At 69.3% G+C, this 19,198-nt stretch carries 21 protein-coding genes; 12 read left to right on the top strand and 9 right to left on the bottom strand.

Annotated elements, in window-relative coordinates:
* Window positions 1–9: 9 nt before the first annotated feature.
* The gene (ctaD, locus tag HNP44_RS17575; protein WP_259142557.1) at window positions 10–1,746 is read right to left on the bottom strand and encodes an aa3-type cytochrome oxidase subunit I; all 1,737 of its coding nucleotides are present in this window, start codon (window positions 1,744–1,746) and stop codon (window positions 10–12) included.
* A gap of 246 nt (window positions 1,747–1,992) precedes the next feature.
* Here ctaD and HNP44_RS17570 point away from each other — a divergent pair, with 246 nt between their 5' ends.
* The 5 genes from HNP44_RS17570 (at window position 1,993) to HNP44_RS17550 (ending at window position 7,460) form a co-directional block, all read left to right on the top strand.
* Complete coding sequence (locus tag HNP44_RS17570) at window positions 1,993–2,958, top strand: ABC transporter substrate-binding protein (protein WP_259142556.1); 966 nt, start codon at window positions 1,993–1,995, stop codon at window positions 2,956–2,958.
* A 354-nt stretch (window positions 2,959–3,312) separates the two neighbouring features.
* Entirely contained in the window at window positions 3,313–4,317 is a 1,005-nt protein-coding gene (locus HNP44_RS17565; protein WP_259142955.1) for an AurF N-oxygenase family protein, read from the top strand.
* A 94-nt stretch (window positions 4,318–4,411) separates the two neighbouring features.
* Entirely contained in the window at window positions 4,412–5,935 is a 1,524-nt protein-coding gene (locus HNP44_RS17560; RefSeq protein WP_259142555.1) for an FAD-dependent oxidoreductase, read from the top strand.
* Between the two features lie 28 nt (window positions 5,936–5,963).
* Complete coding sequence (ligD, locus tag HNP44_RS17555) at window positions 5,964–6,911, top strand: non-homologous end-joining DNA ligase (RefSeq protein WP_259142554.1); 948 nt, start codon at window positions 5,964–5,966, stop codon at window positions 6,909–6,911.
* A 54-nt stretch (window positions 6,912–6,965) separates the two neighbouring features.
* Complete coding sequence (locus tag HNP44_RS17550) at window positions 6,966–7,460, top strand: beta-class carbonic anhydrase (protein ID WP_259142553.1); 495 nt, start codon at window positions 6,966–6,968, stop codon at window positions 7,458–7,460.
* A gap of 10 nt (window positions 7,461–7,470) precedes the next feature.
* On the opposite strand, the gene HNP44_RS17545 is transcribed toward HNP44_RS17550, so the two are convergent.
* From HNP44_RS17545 to nrdF, 3 genes are all read right to left on the bottom strand, one after another.
* Entirely contained in the window at window positions 7,471–7,707 is a 237-nt protein-coding gene (locus tag HNP44_RS17545) for a DUF1272 domain-containing protein (RefSeq protein ID WP_259142552.1), read from the bottom strand.
* Window positions 7,708–7,788: 81 nt separating this feature from the next.
* Complete coding sequence (locus HNP44_RS17540) at window positions 7,789–8,238, bottom strand: hypothetical protein (RefSeq protein ID WP_259142550.1); 450 nt, start codon at window positions 8,236–8,238, stop codon at window positions 7,789–7,791.
* Between the two features lie 230 nt (window positions 8,239–8,468).
* Complete coding sequence (nrdF, locus tag HNP44_RS17535; protein WP_259142548.1) at window positions 8,469–9,473, bottom strand: class 1b ribonucleoside-diphosphate reductase subunit beta; 1,005 nt, start codon at window positions 9,471–9,473, stop codon at window positions 8,469–8,471.
* Window positions 9,474–9,613: 140 nt separating this feature from the next.
* Here nrdF and HNP44_RS17530 point away from each other — a divergent pair, with 140 nt between their 5' ends.
* A complete protein-coding gene (locus HNP44_RS17530; RefSeq protein WP_259142545.1) occupies window positions 9,614–10,063 on the top strand; it encodes an SRPBCC family protein in 450 nt (149 codons plus the stop codon).
* 57 nt (window positions 10,064–10,120) lie between these two features.
* Here HNP44_RS17530 and HNP44_RS17525 read toward each other — a convergent pair whose 3' ends face one another.
* On the bottom strand, window positions 10,121–10,861 hold the full coding sequence (locus HNP44_RS17525) for a maleylpyruvate isomerase family mycothiol-dependent enzyme (protein ID WP_259142543.1): 741 nt from the start codon (window positions 10,859–10,861) through the stop codon (window positions 10,121–10,123).
* 121 nt (window positions 10,862–10,982) lie between these two features.
* On the opposite strand from HNP44_RS17525, the gene HNP44_RS17520 reads away from it, so the two are divergent.
* Window positions 10,983–11,594, top strand: coding sequence for a hypothetical protein (locus tag HNP44_RS17520; RefSeq protein ID WP_259142541.1), 612 nt, complete (start codon window positions 10,983–10,985; stop codon window positions 11,592–11,594).
* 12 nt (window positions 11,595–11,606) lie between these two features.
* Here the strand turns inward: HNP44_RS17520 and HNP44_RS17515 are convergent, their stop codons facing one another.
* Window positions 11,607–12,122: a TrmH family RNA methyltransferase gene (locus HNP44_RS17515; protein WP_259142539.1), complete on the bottom strand. Its 516-nt coding sequence runs from the start codon at window positions 12,120–12,122 to the stop codon at window positions 11,607–11,609.
* Window positions 12,123–12,172: 50 nt separating this feature from the next.
* Window positions 12,173–12,922 (bottom strand): maleylpyruvate isomerase family mycothiol-dependent enzyme, encoded by a 750-nt coding sequence (locus HNP44_RS17510; RefSeq protein WP_259142538.1) that lies wholly within the window; start codon window positions 12,920–12,922, stop codon window positions 12,173–12,175.
* A gap of 37 nt (window positions 12,923–12,959) precedes the next feature.
* On the opposite strand from HNP44_RS17510, the gene HNP44_RS17505 reads away from it, so the two are divergent.
* Together HNP44_RS17505 and HNP44_RS17500 are read left to right on the top strand one after the other, a co-directional pair.
* Entirely contained in the window at window positions 12,960–13,577 is a 618-nt protein-coding gene (locus HNP44_RS17505; protein WP_259142537.1) for an LON peptidase substrate-binding domain-containing protein, read from the top strand.
* 155 nt (window positions 13,578–13,732) lie between these two features.
* A complete protein-coding gene (locus HNP44_RS17500; RefSeq protein ID WP_259142536.1) occupies window positions 13,733–14,104 on the top strand; it encodes a nitroreductase family deazaflavin-dependent oxidoreductase in 372 nt (123 codons plus the stop codon).
* Between the two features lie 6 nt (window positions 14,105–14,110).
* Here the strand turns inward: HNP44_RS17500 and HNP44_RS17495 are convergent, their stop codons facing one another.
* Window positions 14,111–14,704 carry a TetR/AcrR family transcriptional regulator gene (locus tag HNP44_RS17495; RefSeq protein WP_259142535.1) on the bottom strand — a complete coding sequence of 198 codons (594 nt, stop codon included), beginning with the start codon at window positions 14,702–14,704 and terminating at the stop codon, window positions 14,111–14,113.
* A gap of 86 nt (window positions 14,705–14,790) precedes the next feature.
* Between HNP44_RS17495 and HNP44_RS17490 the strand changes: the two genes are divergently transcribed.
* Complete coding sequence (locus tag HNP44_RS17490; RefSeq protein WP_259142534.1) at window positions 14,791–15,243, top strand: PaaI family thioesterase; 453 nt, start codon at window positions 14,791–14,793, stop codon at window positions 15,241–15,243.
* A 226-nt stretch (window positions 15,244–15,469) separates the two neighbouring features.
* On the opposite strand, the gene HNP44_RS17485 is transcribed toward HNP44_RS17490, so the two are convergent.
* On the bottom strand, window positions 15,470–16,045 hold the full coding sequence (locus tag HNP44_RS17485; RefSeq protein WP_259142533.1) for a TetR/AcrR family transcriptional regulator: 576 nt from the start codon (window positions 16,043–16,045) through the stop codon (window positions 15,470–15,472).
* Between the two features lie 54 nt (window positions 16,046–16,099).
* On the opposite strand from HNP44_RS17485, the gene HNP44_RS17480 reads away from it, so the two are divergent.
* The gene (locus HNP44_RS17480) at window positions 16,100–18,589 is read left to right on the top strand and encodes a molybdopterin-dependent oxidoreductase (protein WP_259142531.1); all 2,490 of its coding nucleotides are present in this window, start codon (window positions 16,100–16,102) and stop codon (window positions 18,587–18,589) included.
* A complete protein-coding gene (locus HNP44_RS17475; protein WP_259142530.1) occupies window positions 18,586–19,026 on the top strand; it encodes a CBS domain-containing protein in 441 nt (146 codons plus the stop codon). The genes HNP44_RS17480 and HNP44_RS17475 overlap by 4 nt, the downstream gene beginning before the upstream one ends.
* The last annotated feature ends 172 nt before the right edge of the window (window positions 19,027–19,198 follow it).

Genomic DNA, 19,198 nt, shown 5'->3' with positions numbered 1-19,198 from the left:
AGCCGAGCATCACACCTTGGCGTCGCCACGCTCCTGCGAGTGCTTGTCGCCCAGGCCGGGACCCGAGTGGGCCTCGGTGCGCATGCGCTCGACCATGTGCGGGTAGTGCAGCTCGAACGCGGGGCGCTCGGAGCGGATGCGGGGAAGCTCGGTGAAGTTGTGCCGCGGCGGCGGGCAGCTGGTGGCCCACTCGAGGCTGTTGCCGAAGCCCCACGGGTCATCGACGGTGACGACCTCGCCGTAGCGGTAGCTCTTGAAGACGTTCCACACGAAGGGCAGCGTGGAGGCGCCCAGGATGAACGCGCCGACCGTCGAGATCTGGTTCAGCGTGGTGAACCCGTCGGTGTCGAGGTAGTCCGCGTAGCGACGCGGCATGCCCTCGGCGCCGACCCAGTGCTGCACCAGGAAGGTCATGTGGAAGCCGATGAAGGTGAGCCAGAAGTGCCAGCGACCCAGGCTCTCGTCGAGCATGCGGCCCGTCATCTTCGGGAACCAGAAGTAGATACCGGCGTAGGTCGCGAACACGATGGTGCCGAACAGCACGTAGTGGAAGTGCGCGACGACGAAGTAGGTGTCGGACACCGCGAAGTCGAGCGGCGGCGACGCGAGGAGGACGCCGGTGAGCCCACCGAAGAGGAAGGTCACGATGAAGCCGATCGAGAACAGCATCGGCGACTCGAACGTTATATGACCTCTCCACATGGTGAGGATCCAGTTGAAGAACTTCACGCCTGTTGGCACCGCGATCAGGAAGGTCATGAAGCTGAAGAAGGGCAGCAGCACCGCGCCGGTGGCGTACATGTGGTGCGCCCACACAGCAACCGAGAGCGCCGCGATGGCCAGCGTGGCCAGGACCAGGCCGCTGTAGCCGAAGATCGGCTTGCGGCTGAACACCGGGAAGATCTCCGAGACGATGCCGAAGAAGGGCAGCGCGATGATGTAGACCTCGGGGTGGCCGAAGAACCAGAACAGGTGCTGCCACAGGATGACGCCGCCGTTGGCGGGGTCGTAGATGTGGGCGCCGAACTGGCGGTCGACCTCGAGGCCCATGAGAGCGGCGGTCAGCAGCGGGAAGGCCAGCAGGATCAGCAGCGAGGTCACCAGGATGTTCCAGGTGAAGATCGGCATGCGGAACATCGTCATGCCCGGGGCGCGCATGCAGATCACGGTGGTGACCATGTTGACGGCGCCGAGGATGGTGCCGAGACCACCCACGCCGAGGCCCATGATCCACAGGTCCGCGCCGGGGCCGGGCGAGTGAAGGGCGTCGGTCAGCGGGGTGTACGCGGTCCAGCCGAAGTCGGCCGCGCCGCCCGGAGTGATGAAGCCGGCGATCACCATGATGGCGCCGAAGACGAAGAGCCAGTAGCCGAAGGCGTTCAGACGCGGGAAGGCGACGTCGGGCGCGCCGATCTGCAGCGGCAGCACGAAATTGGCGAAGCCGATGACGATCGGCGTCGCGTACAACAGCAGCATCACGGTGCCGTGCATGGTGAACAGCTGGTTGAACTGCTCGGTGGAGAGGAACTGGAGGCCCGGGTTGGCGAGCTCGGCGCGCATCAGCAGCGCCATCAGGCCGCCGATGAGGAAGAACGCGAAGCACGTGACGATGTACATGATGCCCAGCGTCTTGTGATCGGTCGTCGTGACCAGCTTGTAGATGAACGAGCCCTTGGGCCCGGTCCGCTGCGGATACGGACGTGCGGCGGTCACCTCGACTGCCGGACGATGCGCTTGCGCGGTCACAAATCCTCCTGCCCTGGGCCTCCCGGTACCGCGGCTGTCGGTATCGGCGTACGGCCTCTTCAATCAGGTCTTCCGGGTGGTGTTCGCTCACGGCGGACGCCACCCTCGTGGGGTTAGCGTAGCGCCTCGCACCCGGGCTTGTCCCCGCGGTCCTACTCTGCGTCGTACTCGCGTCACGGAAGCGGTCGGAACGGCCTCGGCTGCTACCGTGGCGCACGGTCGGAACTACAGGTGAGGACAGTTGCCGTGAACAGGCTCGGAACATTCAGGGCGGGCACCGCGACATTCAGGGCGGGCGCCGCGATCGCGCTCACCGTCGTCGCCGGCTCGGTGCTCACCGCGTGCGGCGGTTCGGAGCCGATCCAGCAGCCCTTCGCCTCGATCTCCACCACCACGACGCGCCTCGCGTCGGCGAACATCATCGGTCTCGACCGCAAGCCCGACGAGGCCTGCGCCGCCCCGGTCGCCGGCGGCGCCGCACCGGCTGCGATCGCGGTGGCCGACCCCGCACTCCTCGACGGTCTCTGCGCCCTCGGCCTGCAGAACCGGGTGAAGGCCGTCGGCGGGGACGTCCCGTCCTACCTGGGCGCCACCCTCGCGAGGGTCCCGAAACTCACCGATGGCGCGCAGGCCGACGTCGCGGTCGGCACCGCGGACTCGACGGACGCGAACCGCCGCGCGGGCCGGACGGTGACGATCCCGGCACCGTCGGCGGACTGGCGCCGCAGCTTCCTCGCCCTGGCCGATGCGGTGCGGATGCCCACAGAGGCGCGGGCCGTCCTGGACCGCTACCAGCGGGACGTGGCGGAGAAGTCGGTGAAGATCGACGCGGTGCACAACACCGTCTCCCTGGTCCGGTTCACCGCGGACGACAAGATCCTCGCGCTGGGCACTGCGCCGCTCGCGGCGCAGGTCCTCGCAGATCTCAAGGTCGTGCGGCCCGAGCCGCAGCGCAAGCCGGAGGCCGTCGAGATGTCGGGCGACGACGTCTCCGCCGCCGACGCCGACCTGATCTACGTGGGCTATCAGGGCGACAAGGGCCGCGAACACGGCATGGCCGTGATGACCACGAAGCCCTGGAAGCATCTCCGCGCGGTGGTTGCCAAGCGGCAGCTCCTGGTCGAGGACTCCGCCTGGTTCTCGGCGGGCGGCCCCGTCGCCGCCGGCATCGTGCTGCACGACGTCGGCAACACCATCAAGGCCTCCTCCTAGGCGGCCTCCCCTCCCCGCCCCCGTCGCATCCCGACGGGGTGCTCGGCATGCGTCCACCACGGCGTCCTCGCAGACGCGAGAACACCCCGGAACGCGAACGTTCCTCCGTGACGCCTCTCACATCCGCCGGGTAAAACCGCTGGCCGAGAGCTCGGTGTACACGTGTTCACAGATTGCCGACCGAAGAGCCTTCATTCATGCTTGTTTCAAGTGATAGCCTGAGGACGATTCAATCTCATACACGGCTTCTACCAGCACAGACGCCTGTGGGATTTCCCACAGGGTCACGGAAGAAACACCAGGTACGAGCCGGTCGAGGGTGCCAGGAAAGGATCCATCATGGCCCTGCTGAACATGCCCCGAGTGACCCATATGGCGCGCATGCGTGGCCGCGCGTTCCCCGGCCAGGCCGAGTACGAGCAGACGCTGAACGACCTGTCGGAGGCGTCGGTGCGCCGCAACTTCGACCCCTACATCGACATCGACTGGGACTCGCCCGAGCTCGCGATCGTCCCCGACGATCCGCGCTGGGTCTGCAACCCGCGCTTCGACCCGATCGGCCGCCACCCCTGGTATCAGGAGCAGCCGCTGGCCAAGCAGATCGAGATCGGTATGTGGCGCCAGGCCAACGTCGCCAAGGTCGGCCTGCAGTTCGAGTCGATCCTGATCCGCGGCATCATGCAGTACACCGCCGTGCAGCCGAACAACTCCCCCGAGTTCCGCTACGCCACCCACGAGGCGAAGGAGGAGTGCCAGCACACGCTGATGTTCCAGGAGTTCGTCAACCGCGTGGGCATGGACGTTCCCGGCGGCGCCTGGTGGTTCCGCCGCCTGTCGCCGATCATCCCGCTGGCGGCCACCACCTTCCCGAACATCTTCTACATGGGCGTGCTCGCCGGCGAGGAGCCGATCGACCACCTGCAGAAGCAGTTCCTGCGCTCGGCCGACACGCAGCACCCGGCGATGACCTCGGTGATGCAGATCCACGTGGCCGAGGAGGCCCGCCACATCTCGTTCGCGCACCAGTTGCTCGAGCACAAGGTGCCGACCCGCGGCCCGATCCCCCGCTTCCTGCTATCGCTGGCGATGCCACTGGTCATGCGCATCCTGCTGGGCGCGATCATGGTCCCGCCGAAGCAGTTCTGGGAGACCTTCGACATCCCGCGCTCCGTCAAGAAGGACATCTTCTGGCGCTCGCCCGAGTCGAAGGCCATGCGTCAGGAGATCTTCGGCGACGTCCGCCTGCTCGCGGAGCGCACGGACCTGATGAATCCGGTCTCCCGCGTCCTGTGGCGCGTGCTGGGTATCCACGGCCGGACCTCGCGATTCCGCAGCGAGCCGTCGTACGTCGCGCAGTAGTCTCGAACCACCCCGAATATCCGGCTCGGCGGTCACCCGCCGAGCCGGACCCGTATCCGGGCCCGGATGCGAACACCCCGGAGGAGCCTCCTCGATGCCCCACGTCATCACCCAGTCCTGCTGCAGCGACGCCTCGTGCACCTTCGCGTGCCCGGTGAACTGCATCCACCCGACGCCCGATGAGCCGGGCTTCGCGACGGCCGAGATGCTGTACGTGGATCCCACCACCTGCGTCGACTGCGGCGCCTGCGTGACGGCGTGCCCCGTCGACGCCATCGGCCCCGCGCACCGCCTGCCGGACGAGCACAAGGTCTACATCGAGCTCAACCGCGTCCTCGCGGCCGCCGACCCGGCCAACTCCTCGCTCGGCGGCCCCAACCCGCAGGAGCGCAGCCGACCGCCGATGGCGCACACCGTGCCGCCGAAGGTCCTCCCGATCCCGTCGGGCACCGTCATCAGCGTCGGCGTGATCGGCAGCGGCCCGGCCGCGATGTACGCGGCCGACGAGCTCCTGCGCTACCCGGGCGTCACCGTCGACGTCTACGAGAAGCTGTCCACGCCCTACGGCCTGGCCCGGTTCGGCGTCGCCCCCGACCACACCCGCACCCGCAAGGTCTCGGGCCTGTTCGACAAGGTCGCCGCCGACCCGAACTTCACGATCCACCTGAACACCGAGATCGGGCGCGACATCAGCCTCGAGGAACTGCGGAAGCGCCACGACGCGATCGTCGTCGCGGTCGGCGCGAGCACCGATAAGAAGCTGGGCATCACCGGCGAGGACCTGCCGAACGTCCGCAGCGCCACCGACTTCGTCGCCTGGTACAACGGCCACCCCGAACACAAGGGCGACGCGGTCGATCTCACGCACGACCGCATCGTCGTCATCGGCAACGGCAACGTCGCGCTCGACGCCGCCCGCATCCTCACGGCCGATCCCGAGGAGCTCGAGGGCACCACCATCTCCCCCGCCGCCCTCGCCGCGCTGCGCGAGTCGAAGGTCGAGGAGGTCGTGATCGTGGCCCGCCGCGGCCCCGAGCACGCCGCCTTCACCCTGCCGGAGGCGCTCGGCCTCGCCGACGAACGCACCGTCATCGTGCACCCGGACCCCGACGTCGCCGAGACCCTGGTCGCAGGCAGCGATTCCGAGCTGATCGGGCACAAGCTGGAGCTCCTCGAGTCGCTGGAGACCCAGTCGGAGGCGCCCCGCCGCATCCGACTGCGCTTCCTCACCACGCCCGAGTCGATCGAGGCCACCGACGACGGCCTGGTCCTGCACGCGAAGCACACCGTGACCGGCGAGGCGATCGACCTGCCCGTCGGCATGGTGTTCACCTCCGTCGGCTATCGGGGCGTCCCGGTGCCGGGCCTGCCCTTCGACGACCGCCGCGCGGTGCTGCCGAACGAGGCCGGCCGGGTCCTCGGCGACGACGGTGCGCCGCTCCCCGGCGTGTACGTCACGGGCTGGATCAAGCGGGGCCCCAACGGCTTCATCGGCACGAACAAGACCGACTCGCAGGAGACGGTGGAGAAGTTCGCTGAGGACGTCGTCGCGGGCGTCGTGAGGGGCCGCCCGTCGGGTAAGCGCAAGCGCCCGCTGGGCCGCTTCCTGGGCGCGTAGTCCCGCCCGGGCGCGTACTCTCAGCGCCGTGGCCTCCTCCGCGCACGGCGAGCCGATCGAACTGACCGTCGGTGATCGGGTCGTGCGCGTCTCCAGCCCGGAGCGGGTGTACTTCCCGCAGATCGGCGCGACGAAACTCGACGTCGTGCGCTACTACGAATCGGTGGGCCCGGGCATCGTCCGGGCGCTGCACGATCGGCCGACGATGCTGCACCGCTACCCCAAGGGCGTCGACGGGGCGAAGGTGCACCAGAAGCGGATCCCCGCCGGCGCGCCGGACTGGCTCGAGACGGTGGAGATCTACTTCCCGCGGTTCGGCCGCACCGCCGACGAGGTGGTCGTCACGGAGCTCGGCTCGGTGATCTGGGCGGCGCAGATGTCGACGGTCGAGTTCCACCCCTGGAACTGCCGCGCGGGCGATCTGGACCATCCCGACGAGTGGCGGATCGACCTCGACCCGATGCCCGACTGCTCATGGGAGCGCGTGCAGCGGGTCGCGGGCGTGGTGCACGAGGTGCTCGACGAGCTCGGCATCCGTGGCTTCCCGAAGACCTCGGGCGGCTCCGGCCTGCACGTGTATGTGCGGATTGAGCCCCGTTGGACGTTCTCGGAGGTCCGACGGTGCGCCCTCGCCTTCGCCCGGGAGGTGGAGCGCCGGGCACCGTCGGACGTCACGACCGTGTGGTGGCGTAAGGATCGCGACCCCGCGGCCGTGTTCCTCGACTACAACCAGAACGCCCGCGATCACACGATCGCGTGCGCGTACTCGCTGCGCGGCACCCCGATCGCCACCGCCTCCGCCCCGATCACGTGGGACGAGGTGCCGGACGTGCACCCCGACGACTTCACCATCCGCACCCTCCCGGCGCGCTTCACGGACCTCGGCGACCTGCACGCATCCATTGACGACGAGGCCTTCTCCCTGGACACGCTCGTCGAGTGGGCCGACCGCGACGACCTCCCTCTCGCCGATTGACGCAGCAGGAGTGCAACGGTGGGCAGCGCCCCATGCGCGATCGACCATGGATCCATGACCGTCACCGATGAACTACTCGCGAACAACGACGCCTACGCCGCGGCCTTCTCCGGCCCGCTGCCCCTCCCACCGTCGAAACACGTCGCGGTCGTCGCCTGCATGGACGCCCGGCTCGACGTCTACCGCGTCCTCGGCCTTCACGAGGGCGAGGCGCACGTCATCCGCAACGCCGGCGGTGTGATCACCGAGGACCAGATCCGCTCGCTGGCGATCAGCCAGCGGCTGCTCGGCACGACCGAGATCATCCTGATCCACCACACCGACTGCGGCATGCTGACGTTCACCGACGACGGCTTCAAGGCGGACATCCTGGCCGAGACCGGCATCAAGCCCGCCTGGGCGGCCGAGGCCTTCGCCGATCTGGACACCGACGTGCGCCAGTCGCTCAAGCGCGTGGCGGCGAGTCCCTTCATCCCGTCCACGACGTCGTTGCGCGGCTTCGTCTTCGACGTCGCCACTGGCCGGCTGCGCGAGGTGGCGCCGGACTAGGGCGGGAGACCTAGCGGCAGGTCTCGCTGACGACGCGGGCCGTCGAGGCGGGATGGGCTTCGAGCAGGGCCGCGGGTCGGATCGGGCGGCGGACGAGCTCGCCGCCGCAGTTGGGGCACGTGCCGTGCAACTTCTCGTCGTTGCAGTCCGCGCACCACGTGCACTCGAAGGTGCAGATGAGCACGTCGCGCGCGTCCGGTGCGAGGTCGCGCCCGCAGCACTCGCAGTTCGGCCTGATCTCCAACATCGCTCCCCGTTCCTCCCCACCACTGTCCCAGTTCCCTGCGGTTTCGGCGCACGAATCCCCAGGATGTCGCCGCCGGAACCGCTAGGAAGCGCCGATGAAGTCGAGCAGGCCTCGGACGGGATCCAGGGTCGTCGTGACGTTCGCGACGGCGACCACTGCGGCGACGACGGCCGTCACGAGCGTCGCCACCGCCCACCGTCGACGGTCCTGCCGCCAGGCGCGGACGGCGAGGGCCAGCAGCACGACGGTCAGCACGCCGGCCATGACCGATACCGCCACGTGGTAGCAAGCGAAGTCATCGACCAGCGCCCGGACCGGGCCGGACGGCGTCGCTCGCAGCTCGGTGCGCATCAGTGCGAGCGCCCACCCGGGCTCCCCCGTCCGCAGTCGCACCGGGTCGAGCAGCGAGAACGCCGATGACAGCGGCGCGACAACGCCCTGGACGTTGGCGACGAGCAAGACCGTCGGGATCAGCGCCAACGCCCGATGGCCGACGTAGAGCGCGAGCGCGACGAGCAACGCGGCGATCACCGCCTTGATGAGGTGGAAGCCCGCCCAATCGTTGACGAGCGATTCCAGCCCGGCCGTGAGCTCCGCCCGCTCTCCGAGCAGCCAGGGCGGAAACTCAGCGACGGCCCTGGCATCGGCGTCCGTGCCGTAGACCGCTCGCGGCAGGAATGCGAACGCGAGAACGAGAACGCCCGCGCCGACGAGCCACCAGGGGCTCGAGCGCGGGCGGGCCTCTCCGTCGTCGTCCGGGGTCAGAAGTCCCAGTCCTCGTCTTCGGTGTTGACGGCCTTGCCGATCACGTACGACGAGCCGGATCCGGAGAAGAAGTCGTGATTCTCGTCGGCATTGGGCGACAGCGCGGAGAGGATCGCCGGGTTCACGTCGGTGGCATCCTTGGGGAACAGGGCCTCGTAGCCCAGGTTCATCAGCGCCTTGTTCGCGTTGTACCGCAGGAACTTCTTCACGTCCTCGGTGAGACCGACCTCGTCGTACAGCGACTCGGTGTAGTCCTCCTCGTTGGAGTACAGCTCCATGAGCAGGTCGAATGTGTAGTCCTTGAGCTCCTCGCGGCGCTTCGGGGTCTGCGTCTCCAGCCCGCGCTGGTACTTGTAACCGATGTAGTACCCGTGCACGGCCTCATCACGGATGATCAGGCGGATCATGTCGGCCGTGTTGGTGAGCTTGGCCCGCGAGGACCAGTACATCGGCAGGTAGAAGCCGCTGTAGAACAGGAACGACTCGAGCAGCGTGGAAGCCACCTTGCGCTTGAGCGGGTCGTCTCCACGGTAGTAGTCCATGACGATGGACGCCTTGCGCTGCAGGTGCTCGTTCTCCTCCGACCAGCGGAAGGCGTCGTCGATCTCGCGCGTGCTGCACAGCGTCGAGAAGATCGAGCTGTAGCTCTTCGCGTGCACCGACTCCATGAACGCGATGTTGGTGTACACCGCCTCCTCGTGCGGGGTGATCGCGTCGGGGATCAGCGAGACCGCGCCGACGGTGCCCTGAATCGTGTCGAGCAGCGTCAGGCCCGTGAAGACCCGCATGGTGAGCTGCTTCTCGTGCTCGGTGAGCGTGCCCCACGACGGGATGTCGTTGCTGACCGGCACCTTCTCGGGCAGCCAGAAGTTGCCCGTCAACCGGTCCCAGACCTCGGCGTCCTTCTCATCCGGCACCCGGTTCCAGTTGATCGCCGACACCCGGCTGACCAGCTTGAGCGGGGCTCCGTCGGCGGGGCTGTGAGCGGCGGTTTCAGACATGACACCTCGGTTTTCGCGGAGCTGGATTTCAACGCTCATGACACTACCCCTTGGGGCCGACAAGTCCGGGAAACGCAACACCTAGTGCATCGCGCCAGTTCGGCGTGTCGCGCGTCGGAGTCCCCGGGTAGCCTCCGCGCATGCAGATCACCAGCACGATCGTCATCGCCGCGCCCCGCGCCGCGGTCTTCGAGGCGTTCGCCGACATCGAGAGCGCGCCTGCCACGATGTCCGGGATCGAACACGTCGAGTTCGTCTCCGCCGTCCGCACCGGTCAGGGCACCCGCTGGCGCGAGACGCGGCGCATGTACGGCCGCGCCGCCACCGAGGAGATGGAGATCACGGCGTTCGACGCCCCGTCGGGCTACACGGTCGAGGCCGACGGGCCCGGGGTCCGCTACCGCACCGAGTTCCGCTTCCAGGACGACGGTGTCGGCACCCGCGTCACGATGACCTTCGGCGGCGAGCCCGCCACGACGGTCAGCCGCATCCTCGCCGTGCTCACCAAGCCCCTCACCGGCACAGTGCGCAAAGCGGTGGAGGCCGACCTCGCCGATATGAAGCGGTACCTCGAGCGCCCCGGCTCCTAGCCGCGCCCTGCGGTGGATTTTCGCCGCTCAGCGGGCACTATCCACCGCAGGATCCCGTCAGATGATCACCACTTCGAGCAACCCGTCGAGGATGGATCGATCGCCGTCCAGCTCGACGGTGCCGGCCTCGACCCTGCGCCAGAGCACCAGGTCCAGGTCCGACGCGGTGCCGCGCAGCGTCAGGTCCGCCGGCACTGGCGCATCGAGGACGTCGATGCCGTCGGCGCGCAGCCGTAGCGTCCACCAGTCCCCCGTGTCGGTCGCCTCGATCGCGATCAGCTTCCCCGCGAGTGCGTCGGGCAGCCCCTTCTTACCGACGATGAGCGGGATCTGCATCTGCGTCAGTTCGGTGATGCCGTCGGCGGCGGTCCACGCCGGGAGGGGCTCGGCACCGTCGGGCAGCGAGTTCTGCAGGTCCCAGCGGTGGATGGAGACCTCCTGCGTCATCCGGCGCATCCAGAACGCGGCGACGGTGCGGCCGATGAAGGCGCGCGCGGGCTCGTCGGGCTCGTGCCGGCGCAACTCGTCGAGCAGTGCGGCGTTGACGCCCGCGTACCACCCGAGGACCGCGTCGCCGTCGGGCGCGTCGGAGACGTCGGGGATGAAGCGCTCCTTCGAATCCGGTCCCGCCTGCAGGAAGGCGGTGGCCCAGCGGTGGGCGCCGGCGGTGTGGACGATGCCGTCGCGCACCGTCCACCCGGGGCAGCTGGGGACGGGGTGCGCGAGGTGCGCGGGGTCGATCGCGGCGATGCGGGCACCGTCGGCGGCGATCGAGTCGAGCCAAGCCTGAGCAGTCATGCACTGCACCCTACGAGCGGCGCCCGAACGTTGTGCCCGACAACCATGATTCTCCACTGTGCATCGAGAATTCGATGATAATGTCGAATTTGATATTCACCATATCGGGAATCGGGGTCACATGTCCGTCCGCAAGCTCGTCGCTTCGGCCGCAGCCACGGCGATCGCCTGTGTCGCCGTACCCGGTGCCGCGCAGGCGGAACCGAACGCCGTCAGCTGCTCGCCGTCCCCCTCCGTCGGTGCACCCTCCACGGCCGGCGGGCTGTTCGGCACCGCACCGCTCACCTTTCCCGCTGCCCTGGTCCAGGACTGGCAGCTCGGCACCGGCGGCTCCCGTGGCGCCGAGACGACGGCCGCGGCCCGGTATTCGCCGGGCGGGCGCGTGATGAACCTCGTCGAGGTCGGCCGCCTGCGGGTGAGCCCGGACAGCCACGACACCGCCGCGATGGCGCTGGCGTTCTCCCTCTGCCGGTTCCCGGATCGCACGGCGCCCTCGCCGCGCACCACGGCGGACCGGAGACTCACCCCGGTCGTCATCGGCGGCGTGAAGGGCACACGAGTGGATCTCAACGTCAACATCCCGGACGGGCCCGGCGGGCCGGAAACGGACTGGTTCACGGTCATCGTCGTCGGTACGACGCCCACCTCCTACTTCCTCGGCGGCTCGAACAAGGGCAATGCGGAGGCCCGGGGACAGGTCGATACGGTGCTCCGCGCGCTGCGGACCCGCTGACGCCAGCGTCCTTCAGGCCAGGCCCGCGAGGCGGTACAGCACGAGCGAACCGGCGACCGCGACGTTGAGGCTCGCGCCCCGCCCGATCATGGGGATCTCGACGGCCTCGTCCAGCAGATGCAGGGTGTCGCTCGGGATCCCGGAGAACTCGTGGCCCAGCACGACGACGGTGCGCTCCCGCGCGGGCGGGAGGTCGCCCAAGCGCGTGGCACCCTCGGCCAGCTCCACCCCGATGATGCGCGAGCCGCATTCGCGCTGCTTCAGCAGCCAGTTCTGCGGGTTGCCGACGCGGTGGATGCAACTGGGCCCGGGCAGGGTATTGCCCTTGCGCAGTGCGTTCTTCACCCAGTCGTGCGACGGGACCGCCATACACGCGCCGACGGCGTCGCAGGTCCGCAGCAGGGTGCCGAGGTTCGCGCCGTGCTGCGCCCAGAGCGGGGCGACGATGAGGTGATCCCAACAGGAGTGACCCTGGCGCCGCCGTGTGCGGCGCAGTTCGGAGCGGGACTTCACCCGCAGCTCGGCCATCAGACGGTGTGAGGCGTGGCGCCCCTTCCATGATTCGTCATCGCTCCAGGTTACGTGACCTGAACCGCGTCCAGCAATGCCGCGGCGACGCTGGCGTCGCCGAAGATCTCAAGCTCGGCGAGCGGCACCCGCCGCCACAGCGCGAGGTACAGGTCCGACGTGGCACTGCGGAGCGCGACGTCTCCCTTCGCGTGCCCGCGCTCGACGGCGATCGACTCCCGCGCGAGCGTGAGGGTCCATTCCGCGTCGTCGCGGTCGGTGCCGTGCAGGTGGACGGTCCGCCCGACCAGCCCGTCCGGTAGCCCGGGGCCGCGAGCCAGGAACCGTCCGGCGAACACCTGGGCCCACTCCTCGATCCCGTCCCCGGCGAGCACGGATTCGACGGGTCGCGCTGCGTTCCAGGAGTTCTCGGCGTCCCAGCGGTGCACGGCGGTCTCGTGGGCCTGGCGTCGCATCCAGAAGCCGGCGGTGGCGCGGCCGGTGAAAGCGCGGGCCGGCGCGTCCGGGTCGTGGCGGCGCAGCTCGGCCAGCAGGCCGTCGAGGCGGTCGCGGTACCAGGCGGTCACGGCCGCCCCCGCCGGGGCGTCGTCCTCGATCGGCGCGAACCGGTTCGTCGAATCCGGGCCCTCGGCGAGGAAGGTCGCGGCCCAGCGATGGACTCCGCCGAGATGCACGATGAGGTCGCGCACCGTCCACCCGGGGCAGCTCGGGACGTCGAGGGCCAGCCGCTCCGGCGGGGTGGCGGCGACCGCGCTACCGTCCCGCTCCAGGGCTGCCAACCAGTCGTTCGGGGCCGTCATGGCCGCGACGATACCGCCCGCAGTGCATGCTGTAGCGGTGACCGAACTGCCGATGTTCCCGCTCGGCGCCGTACTCCTGCCCGGCGAGGAGCTGCCGCTGCGCGTCTTCGAGCCGCGATATCGGCGGATGGTGGAGCAGTGCCTCGCGACCGACGGCCGGTTCGGCGTGGTCCTCATCGAACGCGGCAGCGAGGTGGGCGGCGGCGACGTGCGCACGGATATCGGCACCGTGGCACTCATCGACCGGTACGTGCGCCGCCCGGGCGGCGAGTTCACGCTGATCTGCCAGGGCACGGACCGCATCCGGGTCACGGGCTGGCTGCCCGACGATCCCTACCCCCTCGCCGAGGCGGAGAGCTGGCCGGACGAGGTACAGCCCGCCGTCGACCTCATTCCACTGCTCGGCAGACGCAACGAGATCGAAAGACTCGCAGCGCGACTCGCCCGCAGCGAGGGAGGCAGGCCTCGCGCCTGGCCGAAGCTGAAGCTCCCCGAGAACCCTGTGGAGCGAAGCTACTACCTCGCCCGGGCACTGCCGCTGGCCGATGCCGACCGGCACCGAGCGCTCGCCGCACCCGGCCCCGCCGACCGGGTGCGCGTGCTCACCGAGGCCCTGGACGACGTGATCGCGACCCTGCGGTTCCGCCTCCAGTAGCGGGCGCGCTAGGTAGACCGTATGGTTTACCTAGCGGGACGACACCGATCGAGAGGGCCACCATGCCACGACGTCCAGATCCGAGTGCGCAGCAACGTGCGATCCGGAAATTCCAGCGCGAGAGGCTGATCGGGCGATACATCGCGAATCCGATCGTGAGCGGATTGCGGCGACTCGGCGTGCGCACGTCGCTCGCGACCACCCTGGAAACCCGGGGACGGAAGAGCGGCGCGCCCCGCGCGGTGCCGGTCGCGGCGACGTTCGATGCCGAAGGCGCCTGGGTCGTCAGCCAGCACGGCCGGCGGTCCGGCTGGGCACTGAACGTGACCGCCGATCCCGAGGTCCGGATACTGCAGGGCGGGACCTGGCGAACCGGCACGGCGGAGTTCCGGCCGGAGGACGACACCCACGCTCGCACGCGGTCGTTCGCACCGAGCGCGGCACTCGCAGGGATCACCACGTCGGCATTCCAGGCCCTCGCCTCCGATCCGATCAGCGTGCGCATCACATTCGTCGACGTACGGTGAATCCTCCTAGCGGTCGCCGTACATCGCGAGCAGCGACGCCTCGACATCGTCGAGCGGCTGCGTGGATCGCGTCGCGCTACTCATGATCACCGCGCCCTCGATGGCGGCGATGATGGTTGTCGCCGCCCTTCGCGCCGCCCTCGCCCCTCCGCCATCCTCCTCGAACCGGTTCGCCAGCAGAGCGATCCAGGTCTCGAACGCCTCCCCTGCCGCATCCGCTGCGGGACCGGAATCCGCCCTCCCCAGGGCTGCTGCAACGATCGGACAACCCGACCTGAACCCGGACGAGACCAGAACCTGTCGCCAGGCTGCCCCGACCTGCTCGAGCATGTCGGTGCGGCCGGTCGACTTCGCGATCGCCGCCTCGATCAGACCCGCGATGTAGCGGCCCGCCGTCCGCGTCGCGGTGTCCACGAGCTCCGACTTCCCACCCGGAAAGTTCATGTAGACGGTGCGTCGCGAACGACCGCTGCCCTCGATGATGTCGGCGACGCCCGTACCGGCCACGCCGTGATCACGCATCAGAGCGATGGTGGCACGTATCAGGTCGTCCCTGGAATTCATCGCTCCTCCTTGTCGGATCGCCGGGTGCCGCGCCACCTTTACGCAACACCCATGGACCGCAAGTATACCGATCGGTATACTAGGCGGTGCGGGAAGCGCATCATCCGATCGAAGGAGCGAGCATGTCGACCACGAACGAGATCCCCAGCGGCCTGGAGCTACTGCGCGCAGCCGCCGCACTGCCCGTCACGGAGCACGGCATCGGCGGCCTGCTGGGCATGCGCATCGACGAGGTGAACGAGGGCGAGGTCACCTTCAGCCTCGACACCCGCACCGACTTCGCAAACCCCCTCGGCAGCGTGCACGGTGGGATCTGCGCCACCCTGCTGGACTCGGTCATGGGTTGCGCCGTGCACACCACGCTCGGCCCCGGCGTGGGCTATGGAACCCTGGAGCTGAAGGTGAACTACGTGCGCACCGTGCCCACCGACGGCGTCCACCTCACTGCGACCGGTCGGGTCATCCACGGCGGCCGTCAGGTCGCGACAGCGGAGGGCCGGGTCGAGGACGAGCGCGGCCGGCTCGTCGCGCACGGCACCACCACGTGCCTGATCTACCCAGCGATCACGCCGTAGCCCGCGCGGCGATCGAACCGTTCACCGACGACGGCAGCGAGGACAGCGACACCTGCCGCAACGACCGGGACGGCCACGCGCCGATGCGAGGACGACCCACGGCGTCGACGATCCCGGTCGCCAGGACGCGCGCCCGTTCGAGTTCAGTATCGTCGCCGAAGAATTCACGCCGGGTGGTCGCCAGGGGGGAGGCAGGCGTCGATGCGGCGGCGCGCCCGAGCCCCGGTCACGCCAGGGACGCGGCCGAGATCAGTGCCTCCAGGTGCCCCACGACGTCGTCCAAGGGCTCGACGGATCGCTCCACCCGGCACAGGATGATCGCCCCCTCGATCGAGGCGATCACCATCGTCGCGAGACTCTCGGCCGCACCCGGGTCGAGCCCGTCGGCCACCATCCCCGCGGCGAGGACCTCCCGCCAGCGCCGCATCGTGTGCGCGATCACCGGACGGAGGTGCTCCTCGTCGGACGAACCGCCCACGGCGACCGACACCACGGGACAGCCCGCTGCGAAGTCCGAGCCGCGCAGGACGGCGATCCAGAAGGCCGAGAACCGGCGCAGGGCCTCGACGGCACCGTCCCCCGAAGCGCCCTCGACGAGCGCGGTGATCGACTCTCCCGCGAAATCGAGCGCGTCCGCGACGAGTTCGGCGCGGCCACCCGGGAAGTGGTGGTAGACGGAGCCGCGAGGGGCGCCGCTGCGTTCGAGCACGGCGTCGATGGTCACCCCGGCTGCGCCCCGCTCCCGCATCAGATCGACGGCACTGAGCAGCATGCGTCGTCGGGTGTCTCCCCGTGGTGCCACTGTGCACCCCTCTCAACCCTTGCTCTGGATTATGGCCTAGTCCATACTAGGACCATGACCCCCGAGGCGCCCACCACCGACTGGCAGAAGTCCGCATGCATCCTCTGCGAGTGCAACTGCGGCCTGGAGATCCAGGTGCAGGACGGGCGGCTGGCCAAGATCCGCGGCGACAAGGAGCACGCGACGTCGCACGGCTACACCTGCGAGAAGCCGCTCCGCCTGGACCTCTACCAGAACGGGCGCGACCGGCTGACCTCGCCGCTGCGCCGCCGCCCGGACGGGACGTATGAGGAGATCGACTGGGACACCGCGATCTCGGAGATCGCCGCGCGGCTCACCGCCGTGAAGGAGACGCACGGCGGCGAACGGATCCTCTACTACTCCGGAGCCGGGCAGGGGAATCACCTACCCGCGGCGTACGGACAGTCGCTACGTGCGGCGCTCGGCACCCGGTTCTACTCGAACGCGCTCGCCCAGGAGAAGACGGGCGAGGCCTGGGTCGACGCGCAGCTCTACGGCACCCACACCAAGGGCGACTTCGAGCACGCGGAAGTGGTGATGTTCCTCGGCAAGAACCCTTGGCAGACGCACTCCTTCCCGCGCGCCAGGCCAGTGCTCAAGGAGATCGCCAAGGATCCCGCACGCTCGATGATCGTGCTCGACCCGCGCCGAAGCGAGACCGCGGCGATGGCCGACTTCCACCTGCAGGTCCAGCCCGGCACCGACGCATGGTGCCTCGCGGCGATGCTCGGCGTCCTGGTCGAGGAGGACCTGATCGACCACGCGTTCGTCGATGAGCACACCGACGGAATGGACGACGTGCTCGTCGTCTTGCGACGGATCCCCGTCGGCCAGTACGCCGCCACGTGCGGCGTCGACGAGGCCTTGATCCGCGCGGCGACCCGCCGGTTCGCGACCGCGGCAAGCGCGACGACGTACGAGGACCTCGGCGTTCAGCAAGCACCGAACAGCACGCTCGTCTCATACCTGAACAAGTTGCTGTGGATCCTCACCGGCAACTTCGGCCGTGCCGGCACGATGTTCCTGCACTCGTGGTTCTCCTCCCCCATCGGCTCCCCCGGAGGAGACCCCCGTCGCACGCGGCGAACACCGTCGAGTGGAGCGGCGAAGGCGGCGCGCCGGACGATCGCGAAGGGAGTCGCACTGGGTGCCGCCGGGCTCTCCCGCGCCGTGCCCGCGGTCGCCGGAACGCCGCTCCCCCACGCGCTCATCGATTCCGCCGCGCACGCGCTGCTCACTCGAATGGCACCGATGATGAGCGCGGGGCTCGCCGCCGAGCAGCAGCCGACGACCGAGCGCACGACGCCCGTCACGGGTGCGCGGATCATCGGCGGACTCATGCCGTGCAATTCGATCGCGGACGAGATCCTCACCGATCATCCGGATCGCCTCCGCGCCATGTGGATCGACAGTTCGAACCCCGCTCATTCTCTGCCGGAGTCGCGGCGGTTCATCGAGGCGATGCAGGCCTGCGAGCTCACCGTCGTCGTCGACGTCGCGATGACCGAGACCGCTCGCCAGGCCGACTACGTGCTGCCCGCATCGAGCCAGTTCGAGAAGTGGGAGTGCACCTTCTTCACCATGGAGTTCCCGCACAACGCCTTCCAGCTGCGTGCGCCACTCCTCGCTCCGCGGCCGGGCACTCTGCCCGAGCCGGAGATCTACGCCCGCCTGCTCCGCGAGCTCGGCGCCGTCGACACCGGGCTCCTGGACCGGCTTCGCACCGCACTCTCGGCCGGCACCGACGCGTTCGCGCTCGCGTTCTTCTCCGCCGCGGCCGCGGAACCGTCGCTGCTCCGCCTCGTCGGGTACGTCCTGTACGAGACGCTGGGGCCCACCCTGCCCGACGGTGCGCGCAGCGCCGCGATCCTGTGGGGAGCGGCCCAGCTGTGCGCGCTGTCCCACCCGGATTCCGTTGCCCGCGCGGGCTTCACCGGCTCGGGCATGCGGCCGGGACAGCAGCTCTTCGAGGCCGTCCTGCGCGAGCGGTCCGGCGTCACGTTCTCCGTCGACGAGTGGGAGAACGCCTGGGACTACGTGTTGCGGAAGGACAACCGCTTCACCGTCGCCATCCCCGAGCTGTTGGCCAAGGCCGACGAGCTCCGGGAGGCGCCGTCGTCGTGGACCTCGGAGGAGTTCCCCTTCGTCCTGATGGCCGGCGAACGGCGGTCCTTCACCGCCAACACGATCATCCGTGATCCCACGTGGCGGCGGCGGGACGCCGACGGCGCACTGCGGATCAGCGCCGAGGACGCGGACCGCCTCGGTCTGGAGCCGCAATCGCGGGTGCGGATCACGACCGAGGCGGGCTCGCTGGAGTCCTCGATCGAGATCAGCGACACGATGCGCGCCGGCCACGTCTCACTGCCCAACGGTCTCGGCCTCGACTACCCCGGCGAGGACGGCCTCACGCGGCCCGGCATCGCCCCCAACGAGCTCACCAGCGCGAAGTACCGCGACTGGTTCGCCGGGACACCGTGGCACAAGTACGTGCCCGCCCGCATCGAGCCGGTCTCGACATGACGCCGCCGACGGTGACCGTCGCCGACGTGATGCTGCGGCGCCCGACCGTGCATCCGGCCGATATCACCGTCGGCGCGGCGCGTACAGCGTTCGCGACGAGCCCCAAGCTCCACCTGCTCCTGCTGATCCGTGACGGAGCGCTCGTCGGAACACTGGACCGCGACGACCTGACCGGGACTACGGACGACGCCGCCCCCGCGCTCACTGTGGCATCTCTCGCGGAGCGCACCACCGCGCCCGGGGTGCCGGCCGCCCGGCTCCGCTCCCACATGATCACCACCGGGGTCCGGCGCCTCGCCGTCGTGGACGACGACCTGCGTTTACGGGGGCTGCTGTGCCTCAAGGCCAGCCGGACCGGATTCTGCACCGACGACGGTGTCGACGACATGCGGCGCCGGCGCCCCTCGGCACGCACTCGGTCGTCGACCCGCAGATGAGTCGAACCCAGCGCGTCAGCGGACGCATCCGACGAGGTCTGAACCCGCGCTCGCACGCCACCACTCGGCCACAAGCGCTCATGATCTTACTCACACGTAAAGAAGAATTGTGATGTACACCACACGACGACATTCGCCCTCCTACGCGGCACAGGCGCGCCGGACGGCAGCG

Source organism: Tsukamurella ocularis (genome assembly GCF_024807615.1).
Taxonomy (GTDB): Bacteria; Actinomycetota; Actinomycetes; order Mycobacteriales; family Mycobacteriaceae; genus Tsukamurella; species Tsukamurella ocularis.
This window is presented reverse-complemented; position numbering and strand designations above follow the sequence as displayed.

Excerpts from the sequence above, each read along its gene's own strand:
- HNP44_RS17565 (WP_259142955.1), top strand. The coding sequence starts at position 3,313 with ATGCCCCGAGTGACCCATATGGCGCGCATGCGTGGCCGCGCGTTCCCC.
- HNP44_RS17560 (WP_259142555.1), top strand. The coding sequence starts at position 4,412 with ATGCCCCACGTCATCACCCAGTCCTGCTGCAGCGACGCCTCGTGCACC.
- HNP44_RS17550 (WP_259142553.1), top strand. The coding sequence starts at position 6,966 with ATGACCGTCACCGATGAACTACTCGCGAACAACGACGCCTACGCCGCG.
- HNP44_RS17545 (WP_259142552.1), bottom strand. The coding sequence starts at position 7,707 with ATGTTGGAGATCAGGCCGAACTGCGAGTGCTGCGGGCGCGACCTCGCA.
- nrdF (WP_259142548.1), bottom strand. The coding sequence starts at position 9,473 with ATGTCTGAAACCGCCGCTCACAGCCCCGCCGACGGAGCCCCGCTCAAG.
- HNP44_RS17530 (WP_259142545.1), top strand. The coding sequence starts at position 9,614 with ATGCAGATCACCAGCACGATCGTCATCGCCGCGCCCCGCGCCGCGGTC.
- HNP44_RS17525 (WP_259142543.1), bottom strand. The coding sequence starts at position 10,861 with ATGACTGCTCAGGCTTGGCTCGACTCGATCGCCGCCGACGGTGCCCGC.
- HNP44_RS17520 (WP_259142541.1), top strand. The coding sequence starts at position 10,983 with ATGTCCGTCCGCAAGCTCGTCGCTTCGGCCGCAGCCACGGCGATCGCC.
- HNP44_RS17515 (WP_259142539.1), bottom strand. The coding sequence starts at position 12,122 with ATGGCCGAGCTGCGGGTGAAGTCCCGCTCCGAACTGCGCCGCACACGG.
- HNP44_RS17510 (WP_259142538.1), bottom strand. The coding sequence starts at position 12,922 with ATGACGGCCCCGAACGACTGGTTGGCAGCCCTGGAGCGGGACGGTAGC.
- HNP44_RS17490 (WP_259142534.1), top strand. The coding sequence starts at position 14,791 with ATGTCGACCACGAACGAGATCCCCAGCGGCCTGGAGCTACTGCGCGCA.
- HNP44_RS17480 (WP_259142531.1), top strand. The coding sequence starts at position 16,100 with ATGACCCCCGAGGCGCCCACCACCGACTGGCAGAAGTCCGCATGCATC.
- HNP44_RS17475 (WP_259142530.1), top strand. The coding sequence starts at position 18,586 with ATGACGCCGCCGACGGTGACCGTCGCCGACGTGATGCTGCGGCGCCCG.